The sequence below is a fragment of the Ramlibacter sp. genome (assembly GCF_028291745.1).
GTDB lineage: Bacteria > Pseudomonadota > Gammaproteobacteria > Burkholderiales > Burkholderiaceae_C > Ramlibacter.
The window spans coordinates 1-8,320 of record NZ_JAQGNQ010000107.1; the positions used below are offsets into that span (position 1 = coordinate 1).

General features: G+C 68.9%; 8 protein-coding genes and 1 riboswitch. Of the genes, 3 read left to right on the forward strand and 5 right to left on the reverse strand.

Going from position 1 to position 8,320, the window contains the following annotated elements; translation table 11 throughout:
- A partial coding sequence (locus tag JWP60_RS19950) for a GspH/FimT family pseudopilin (RefSeq protein WP_299795249.1) occupies positions 1-567 on the reverse strand: 567 nt, incomplete at its 3' end.
- The gene (locus JWP60_RS19955) at positions 564-992 is read right to left on the reverse strand and encodes a type IV pilin protein (protein ID WP_299795251.1); all 429 of its coding nucleotides are present in this window, start codon (positions 990-992) and stop codon (positions 564-566) included. The genes JWP60_RS19950 and JWP60_RS19955, both read right to left, overlap by 4 nt.
- 239 nt (positions 993-1,231) lie before the next feature.
- Here JWP60_RS19955 and JWP60_RS19960 point away from each other — a divergent pair, with 239 nt between their 5' ends.
- Both JWP60_RS19960 and JWP60_RS19965 read left to right on the forward strand, forming a co-directional pair.
- Entirely contained in the window at positions 1,232-1,945 is a 714-nt protein-coding gene (locus JWP60_RS19960; protein WP_299795253.1) for a hypothetical protein, read from the forward strand.
- Positions 1,946-2,036: 91 nt separating this feature from the next.
- Positions 2,037-2,594, forward strand: coding sequence for a GspH/FimT family pseudopilin (locus JWP60_RS19965; RefSeq protein ID WP_299795255.1), 558 nt, complete (start codon positions 2,037-2,039; stop codon positions 2,592-2,594).
- Positions 2,595-2,627: 33 nt separating this feature from the next.
- Here JWP60_RS19965 and nrdR read toward each other — a convergent pair whose 3' ends face one another.
- The 3 genes from nrdR to JWP60_RS19980 form a co-directional block, all read right to left on the reverse strand.
- Positions 2,628-3,077, reverse strand: coding sequence for a transcriptional regulator NrdR (nrdR, locus tag JWP60_RS19970; RefSeq protein ID WP_299795257.1), 450 nt, complete (start codon positions 3,075-3,077; stop codon positions 2,628-2,630).
- A gap of 93 nt (positions 3,078-3,170) precedes the next feature.
- The gene (gene glyA, locus JWP60_RS19975) at positions 3,171-4,415 is read right to left on the reverse strand and encodes a serine hydroxymethyltransferase (protein ID WP_299795259.1); all 1,245 of its coding nucleotides are present in this window, start codon (positions 4,413-4,415) and stop codon (positions 3,171-3,173) included.
- Between the two features lie 33 nt (positions 4,416-4,448).
- Positions 4,449-4,595: riboswitch (ZMP/ZTP riboswitch) on the reverse strand.
- A 38-nt stretch (positions 4,596-4,633) separates the two neighbouring features.
- Positions 4,634-5,449, reverse strand: coding sequence for a lytic transglycosylase domain-containing protein (locus tag JWP60_RS19980; RefSeq protein ID WP_299795261.1), 816 nt, complete (start codon positions 5,447-5,449; stop codon positions 4,634-4,636).
- An 833-nt stretch (positions 5,450-6,282) separates the two neighbouring features.
- Between JWP60_RS19980 and JWP60_RS19985 the strand changes: the two genes are divergently transcribed.
- Positions 6,283-8,320, forward strand: a 2,038-nt coding sequence (locus tag JWP60_RS19985) for a DUF349 domain-containing protein (RefSeq protein ID WP_299795263.1), incomplete at its 3' end; no start/stop codon positions are given.

Sequence of the window (8,320 nt, forward strand, 5' to 3'; positions counted from 1 at the left end):
CATGCGGATCTGGCCGGCGGATGTGACGACCACCCGGAGGCAGCGGATCTCGCCGCCCGCAGCCGCACACGTGTCCATCGGGCTGCTGACGTCGAACACCGCGACGTTGCCGGCGGGCAGCGTTGCGGTGGTCGTACGCCCGAGCGGGGTGAACGACAGCGTGTCCGTGAACGTCGAGCTCGAAGCGCTACCGCCGCCGGACAGTTGCTGCGACGTGGTAACCGCTGCGCGGGCGGAGCCTTCCTGCTGGTTGCGCGACTGGATGGTTTGGGGGCAGAGCACTTCACCGGTCGTGGAGTCCGTGCCCGCGTCGGGCGTTTCGCAGCCGACCACCCAGCTGTTGCTGCCGGCCTGCAACTGGAACTTGACGTTCCGGTTACGCCGCAGGGCTTCGGCGCGCGCCACCGTCAGGCCGGTCTGCACGGCTTCGGCGCCCGCGCGAACCCGGCGGTTCTGCATGGCCGAACCGATCGAGGGCAGGGCCAGGACCAGCAACACGGCCACCACGGCCACACCGATCATCAGTTCGATGAGGCTCAGGCCTGCCTGACGCGTCCGGGCGATCAACACTGGCCTCCCTGGTTCGTGACCCAGCAGCTACCGTTGCTGCTCCAGCCGCGCACGCCGGTCACCGTGGTCCCCTTGTTGTTGGCCTGGTCGATGGTGTACACGAAGCCAGCCATGGAATTCTTGCCGGTGGCCGTCAGCGTGTAAGTGGTGTCGGTGGCGGTGCCCGCGAAGTCGAAGAACTTGCTGCTGGTGGTGTCGGGGGGAGTGAGCCCGGGCGCTCCCGTGTACTTGAGGTTGTCCTGGTAGAACTGTTCGATCTTCACCCGCCGCGCCATGAGGTTGGAGGTTGCCTCCGGGATCTTGCCGCGGCGCACGTAGTTGGTGTAGCTGGGCAGCGCGACGGCGGTGAGGATGGCCATGACCGCCATCGCGATCATCAGTTCGATCAGCGTGAAACCGGCTTGTCTGCTGTTCCTGGGCATCGTTCTCGGTCGGCGGGCGGGCCGTCTCCAGTGGGATTTGCGCCGCAGCATATGCTGTAATCCGGCGGGCTCCGGAGCGGATCCGATAGGTGGGTCGGCGAGCCTGACCGGCGGTGTCAGCAGGAAAGGTCACGCAAAAAGTGCATAACGAAGCACTGCAAACGGGCGCCCGCGGGCGGGGGCGGGCGTGGTCTGCGGGGAGCGATGGCAGGCCGCGCGGTCTGGCGGTCGCGGCGCTTGTGTCGCTGCTGCTGCACGCTGTGTTGCTGGCCGCGATCCGTATGCCGCGCGAGCGCAGGGCCGACGAGCCGCCGCTCAGGATCGTATTCACCGCCACTTTGCGACAGGCCTCCACTTCCGTCACCGTGGCTTCTGCGGCGGCGGTGCAGCCGCATCCGCAGCACGCGCAACTGGAGCCTGCACCGCCTGTGCCCGTGGCTGCGCCCGCCGTTGCCGCCGCCCCTGCGGCTGCTGTCCCGAAACCGCCCGCCGAGTCGCCCCCGCCTGCGGTCACGGCTGCGGCTGCCCCGGCCTCGACCGAGGAAGCCGCCCGCCCGGCAGCACCCGCGCCGGCCGACAAGGTCACGCCCGAGCGCCACGACCCGCCGGTGTTTCTCACCAAGGAGCAATGGTCCACGCCGCCGCTGCCGCAGGACCCCCCCGATGTCAGCCAGCTCGCCGGCACGAGGATCGAGGGACGGAAGCTGCTTGTGAAGATGTGGATCGACGAACAGGGCACCGTGACCCGGGCTGAGGTCGTGCCCTACGAGCTGCGTCCCGAGATCGCGGCCCTGCTGGCGCACACGGTCACCGGTGTACGCTTCGCGCCGGCCTCGCTCGACGGCAAGCCGGTCGCTTCGCAGATCACTTCGCGCCTGTGCTTCGACGATGGCGGCCAGCTCGATACAGCGAGCGACAACTGCTGGCGCTTCGGCGCAGAGCCGCAACGCTGAGAGCTTTTTACAGGGGGCGTGCTCGCCGATCACTCGCCGGCGGGGCATTCCTTGCCGGGAGCGAACCGGGCCCGCGCCTATCGTGGGATGCATGGAATGTCTCCGGCGCGCAGGCGAGCGCGGTAGCTCGCTGATCCAGGCCATGGTGGGCCTGGCCCTCATCGCAAGCAGCCTGCGGCTGGCCATTCCCGAGGTGCAGGACGTCGTGCGCACCAGCGCGCTGAACGCGGCCGCCGAGGAGGTTTTCGCCGACGTGCGCCAGGCCCGCGCCGAAGCCCTCACGCGCAACCGGCGGGTGACGATCTGCAAGTCCGCCGAAGGCAGCAGCTGCAGCACGGCGGGCGGCTGGCAGCAGGGCTGGATCATCTTCCAGGACGAGAACAACAACGGCGTGCGTGAAAGCACGGAGCCAGTGATCGCGCGCCACGCACCCCTCGCCCTGCAGCTCCGTGTCACGGGCAACGCGCCGGTGGAGCGTTATGTTTCCTATAGCGCCATCGGCACCACCCGACTCACCGGGGGAGGCTTCCAGGCCGGCACGCTCACCGTGTGCCTCAGCTCGTCAGCGCCGGCGGCGGCACGCCAGATCGTGCTCAATGCGGTGGGCCGCCCGCGCGTGCAGAAGGCGACTGTTGTCTCTTGCGTCTGAAGCGGCGGCAGCCGACCTGCGCAGAGGCCGCAGCTAGCGCCGAAATTCGTCGACCACGTTCTTGAAGTCGTCGACGTCCTCGAAGCTGCGATACACGCTGGCAAAGCGCACGTAGGCGACCTTGTCCAGCTTCTTCAGCTCGCGCATCACGAGTTCGCCGATGCGCGAACTCGGGAGTTCGCGCACGCCCAGGTTCAGCAGCTTTTCCTCGATGCGTTCGACCGCGCCGTCGACCTGGTCGGTGCTCACCGGGCGCTTGCGCAGCGCCAGGTTCATCGAGCCGAGCAGCTTGGCGCGCTCGTACTCGATGCGGCGGCCGTCCTTCTTGACCACCGCGGGAAAGGTGACGTCGGGCCGCTCATAGGTGGTGAAGCGCTTTTCGCAGTGCGCGCACTGCCGGCGCCGACGGATGAAGTCCCCGTCCTCCGCCATGCGGGTCTCCACCACCTGGGTGTCCGCATGGCTGCAGAACGGGCATTTCATGACGAGCGCCGCGCCGGGCCGCCCCAGGCAAGCGAGCGCCCCCTAGGGGGGCAGAGAGAACACGAAGTGCCGACCGTGGGGGCTGTCATTTCACTACTTGTAGACCGGGAAGCGGCGCGTGAGCGCGTTCACCTGTTCGCGCACGCGGGCGATGTTGGCGGGCTCGCGCGGCTTGTCCAGCACGTCGGCGATCAGGTTGGCCGTGATGCGGGCTTCCTCTTCCCTGAAGCCGCGCGTCGTCATGGCCGGCGTGCCCACGCGCACGCCGCTGGTGACCATCGGCTTTTCCGGGTCGTTCGGAATCGCGTTCTTGTTGATGGTCATGTGCGCCTCGCCCAGCACCGCCTCGGCTTCCTTGCCGGTGATGCCCTTGGAGCGCAGGTCCACCAGCATCAGGTGGCTTTCGGTGCGGCCGCTGACGATGCGCAGGCCGCGCTGCACCAGCGTCTCGGCAAGCACCTGCGCGTTGCGCACCACCTGTTGCTGGTACACCTTGAACTCGGGCGCGAGCGCTTCCTTGAAGGCCACCGCCTTGGCCGCGATCACGTGCATCAGCGGCCCCCCCTGCAGGCCGGGGAAGATGGCGCTGTTGATCGCCTTCTCGTGCTCCGGCTTCATCAGGATGAAACCGCCGCGCGGGCCGCGCAGACTCTTGTGCGTGGTGGAGGTCACCACGTCGGCATGCGGCACGGGGTTGGGATACACGCCCGCGGCGATCAGGCCGGCGTAGTGCGCCATGTCGACCATGAAGATCGCGCCGACTTCCTTGGCCACCTTGGCGAAGCGTTCGAAGTCGATGCGCAGCGAATAGGCGGAAGCGCCCGCGATGATCAGCTTGGGCTTCGTCTCGCGTGCCTTGCGTTCCATCGCGTCGTAGTCGATGGCTTCTTCCCGGTTCAGGCCGTAGCTCACCACGTTGAACCACTTGCCGCTCATGTTCAGCGCCATGCCGTGCGTGAGGTGGCCACCCTCGGCCAGACTCATTCCCATGATGGTGTCGCCGGGCTTGAGGAAGGCGAGGAACACGGCCTCGTTGGCCTGGGCCCCGGAGTGCGGTTGCACGTTGGCCGCCGCGGCGCCGAACAGTTGCTTGATCCGGTCGATCGCGAGCTGCTCGGCGACATCGACGTTCTCGCAGCCGCCGTAATAGCGCTTGCCCGGGTAGCCCTCGGCGTACTTGTTGGTCAGCTGCGTGCCCTGGGCGGCCATCACCGCCGGCGAGGCGTAGTTCTCGCTGGCAATCAGCTCGATGTGCTCTTCCTGGCGGCGGTTCTCCGCCTGGATGGCGGCCCACAGTTCGGGATCGGTTTGTTCGATGAGGATATGGCGGTCGTACATGGCAGTCCTTCACGGGGACCCTGTCTCGTCGACGAGGGCTGCCCAGGCGAACGGCGGAACGCGTGCGCGAGACGCGGCACGCTTCCCCGTGGTTGGAGCGGGAGCGGTGCCCCCGGTGGATTCCACGTCGGCGGCCTTGCCGCAGGGCAGGGCCGCCTATCGCCAGTCGCGTACCGCGCGAGTTTAGCCGACCGGCCGCTGCGCCGCCCCCGCCGGGCTCAGGAGGTCACGGCAGGCACGTCGGCCTGCTCCTTCACTTCGGGGACGACCGGGGCCGGGGCGACGGTGCGCACCGTCTGCGGCTGCGTCAGCGGCACGACGCGGCCGTTGGCCACCTGCTGCAGCCGGGCGTGTTCAGCCAGCACCTTCTCGGCGTAGCCGCCGTCCTCGGTGAGCAGGGCCGCCCCGACGTAGAACTTCAGGCCGGCCGGCACCGAGCCGGCACGCTGTATGCACTCCTGCAGCACCCTGGCGCCCACCCGCAGGTTGGTCACCGGGTCGAACGCGGCCAGGCGGCCGCCGAAGTTCTCGTACTTGTCGCTGTGGATGCCGGTCATCACCTGCATCAGGCCCTGCGCGCCCACGTTGCTCTGCGCGAAGGGATTGAAGCCGGACTCGACGGCCATCACCGCCAGCAGCAGCGTGGGATCGATGCGGGTGCGCTGGCCGGTCTCGTAGGCCTCCGCCACCAGCGCGCTGAGCGGCTCGGGGGCGACCCGATATTTCTTGCTGAGCCAGTAGGCAACGGCGGCTTGCTGCTTGGGCAGGTCCTTGGGGTTCAGCGCCGTCGCGCGATCAATCGCGTCGAGCTCCGGCACCAGGCCGATGGCCTGCGCCTTGCGCGCGTCCAGCCACGTGGTCAATTGCGACTCGCCCAATTGGCGCAAGTCGGGCCGGGCCAGCAGGGTGGCCACCGCAAACACCGCTGCAAGCCCCACCACCGCGAGGCCGTTGTGCGTGATTTCGAAGAAGCCCTGGGCAATGTCGCAGAGGAATGTCTGCGTGCCCCTGGCCAGTTTTCCTAGCGCTGTCATAGCACTTCCTTTCTACGCGAAGGACCCGGGGTCGCACCGCTTGGGCGGCACTTCACCTGGCTCCTCGTTTGGATTGGTACGCCATCGGGACGGAGGCCTCGTCGTGCTGACGGGGGCCTGTCACATCGTCGATTCGCCGGGTTCGGCAGCGGGTTTCTGGTCGGATCCGGGCAAGAAGCCCGAGGGAGGCGCCGGATTCTAGGCAGGCGCTAAATGCAGGGTCAAGGATGTTTTGCTGAGGTCTTATGTGCAACGGATGATAAGCGACTCGACAATTTAGGGCTGAGCCAGCCGGAAGTTCCGTAGGCCCGGGCCGCAGCGCGGTGTCGTCCGGAGCCTGACGTGCACCGGCCGCGCTATCGAAACCGGAGCGAGGCAGTCTTTCGTTCCTGCTCGACAGCCGCTCGTCGCCCCGGCGGGGCGGCCGCCGGACGGCGTCAGGAAAGTTGAAGGCCCGGCGCGGGCAATCGGGCCTGCCCCTCCGATTGAAAAGTCGATTTGCAATCGCGCCGGTCCTCACCTAACTTGGGCAGGTCCGAACGATCGGACGTCAGCCGGTAGGGCCACATCCCGTGGCAGCCCCGGCCCCACTTGGAAGCAATCTTTGCTTCCGGCGCGATGCGGGCACCAGGCTCGTGTTGCGGACCCAGACGGGATCGACATCGGGTCGCCCGTCCAGCCCGGCAGGCAGCTTCAGGCTCCTGGCCGGGCTTCCTCTTTGGAGAGCGTACTTTCGCGCAGCGCGTGCCGGCGCACCGGGTTCGCGATTCGCGGCGAGAATACGGGCCTTGCCCCCGCCCGGGGGCTTTCCTTTCCCATCGAAGAATCCTGCAGTGAGCACCTTGAAAACCCACGACACCCAGGCACTGGACGCGCTGACCGGGGGGGCCTTTTCCGCGCCGACGTCTGGCGAGCGAGCCGCGCGCGTGCGCGACTGGCTGGCCGGTGAACCGAGTGCCGAGCAGATGCAGGAAGTGTTTCGCGAACTCAGCGCGCGCGACAAGGGCGCGGCGCGGCTGCTGCGCGAAAAGCTCGACGAGATCAAGCGCGCCAAGGGCCAGGAGGCGATTGCCGCCGAATGGGCCGAGAAGGCGACGACCCTGCTCGCCCAGCCGCGCCTGAACATCGCCGACGCGATGGCGTGGCAGCGCGATGCCGCCAAGGCCGGTGCGCCCCTGAGCCGCGAGCCGCTGGCCACCGTCAAGGCGCAGCTCGCCGAGCGCATGAAGGGCATCGACGACCTGCAGAATCGCGTGCAGGTGCAGCGCGAGGCGGCCGTGCTGCTGGCGCAGCGCATCGAGGTGCTGTCCACCAAATCCTGGAAAGACGCCGAGGCCGCGGCCGAAGCGCTGCGGGTCGACGTGCCGCAATGGCAGGAGCAGGCGCAGGTCCTGCTGGATGACGCCAACTGGGGCAGCGTCGATCCGCGCTTTCCGCCGCTGCTGGACGCCTCGCGCGGCCAGCTGCAGGTGGTGTGGGACGCCTTCCAGAACGCGCTGGCGCAGGCCATCGCCGCCGCCGCCGACGGCAATGCGCCGCTGCCGCCGGTGCCGGTCTGGGCCGACGAACTGCGGCAGGGCCGCGGCCTGCCCCTGGAGGCGGCGCCGCCCAGGCCGCCCAGGCCCAAGGTCGATCCCGAGCTGCGCGCCAAGGCGACGCAGGCGGTGACCGACGCCCTGGCCAAGCTGGAACAGGAAGTCGGCCAGGGTCACGGGAAGGGCACGGCAGGCGCGGCCAACGCGCTGCGCGCCGCCCTCAAGGAACACGGCAAGCTCGTCGACGACAAGCTCGAAGCGAAGGCGCACGCCGCGCTCGGCGCCGCCGGCGAACTGGAAGGGTGGCAGCGCTGGCGCGCCGACCAGCTGCGCCAGGAACTGGTGGCCAAGGCGGAAGCCCTGTTCGAAACCATCCCCGCGCCCGAGGCCCCAGCCGCAGCGCCGGCCGACAGCAACGATGCCGCGGTGGCCGAGGCCGAAGCCGAATCGCCCGCGGCCTCTCCGGTCCCCGCACCGGTCTCCCGCAAGCCGCGCTATGGCGGCCGCAAGATGCAGGAGACGCTGCGCGGCCTGCGCGAGCAATGGAAGCAGGTCGACCAGGGCGGTCCGCCCAACCACGCGCTGTGGAAGCGCTTCGACGAGGCCTGCAACGAAGCCTACAAGGTGGTGCAGGACTGGCTGGACAAGGTCAAGTCGGAGGCGGCTGAACACCGTGCCGCGCGCCTCGCCCTGATCGAGGAAGTGAAGGCCTGGGGCGCGGCGCACGCGGAGGCCGACCCGGGTGACTGGAAATCCTTCAACCGCGCGCTGCACCAGTTCTCCGACCGCTGGCGCGAGGCCGGCCACCTGAGCGAAAAGGCCTTCGCCGAACTGCAGCCGCAGTGGAAGGAGGCGATCGGCCAGGCCGCGGGGCCGCTCGATCGCGCACAGAAGGCCAGCGTCGAGCGGCGCAACGCCATGATCGACGAAGCGCGCGTGCTGGGCGACGCGCCCAGCCTGCGCATCGACGCCGTGAAGGCCCTGCAGCAACGCTGGCAGGCCGAGGCGCAGGCGGTGCCGCTGGATCGCAAGCAGGAACAGAAGCTGTGGGATGCGTTCCGCAGGCCGATCGACGAAGCTTTCAACCGCAAGACCGCCGAGCGTGAAAAGGCAGCAGCGGCCATCACCGGGCGCGATCGCGCGGTGCTGGACGCCTCGAAGGCGGTGGAAGAAGCCACCGCCAGCGGCGACGCCCAGAAGATCCGCAGCACGCTCGCCACCCTGGAGCAGGCGGTGCGGGCGCGCGACGATGCGGAAGCGGCCGCCGCGGTCGCGCCTGTGCCTGCGGCAACGGCCCCCGCCGCTGCCGCGCAGGAAGAGGCGGCCGGCGGCGAGC

Coding starts and splice junctions, on each gene's coding strand:
- JWP60_RS19955 (WP_299795251.1), bottom strand. CDS start 992: ATGCCCAGGAACAGCAGACAAGCCGGTTTCACGCTGATCGAACTGATG.
- JWP60_RS19965 (WP_299795255.1), top strand. CDS start 2,037: ATGGAATGTCTCCGGCGCGCAGGCGAGCGCGGTAGCTCGCTGATCCAG.
- nrdR (WP_299795257.1), bottom strand. CDS start 3,077: ATGAAATGCCCGTTCTGCAGCCATGCGGACACCCAGGTGGTGGAGACC.
- glyA (WP_299795259.1), bottom strand. CDS start 4,415: ATGTACGACCGCCATATCCTCATCGAACAAACCGATCCCGAACTGTGG.
- JWP60_RS19980 (WP_299795261.1), bottom strand. CDS start 5,449: ATGACAGCGCTAGGAAAACTGGCCAGGGGCACGCAGACATTCCTCTGC.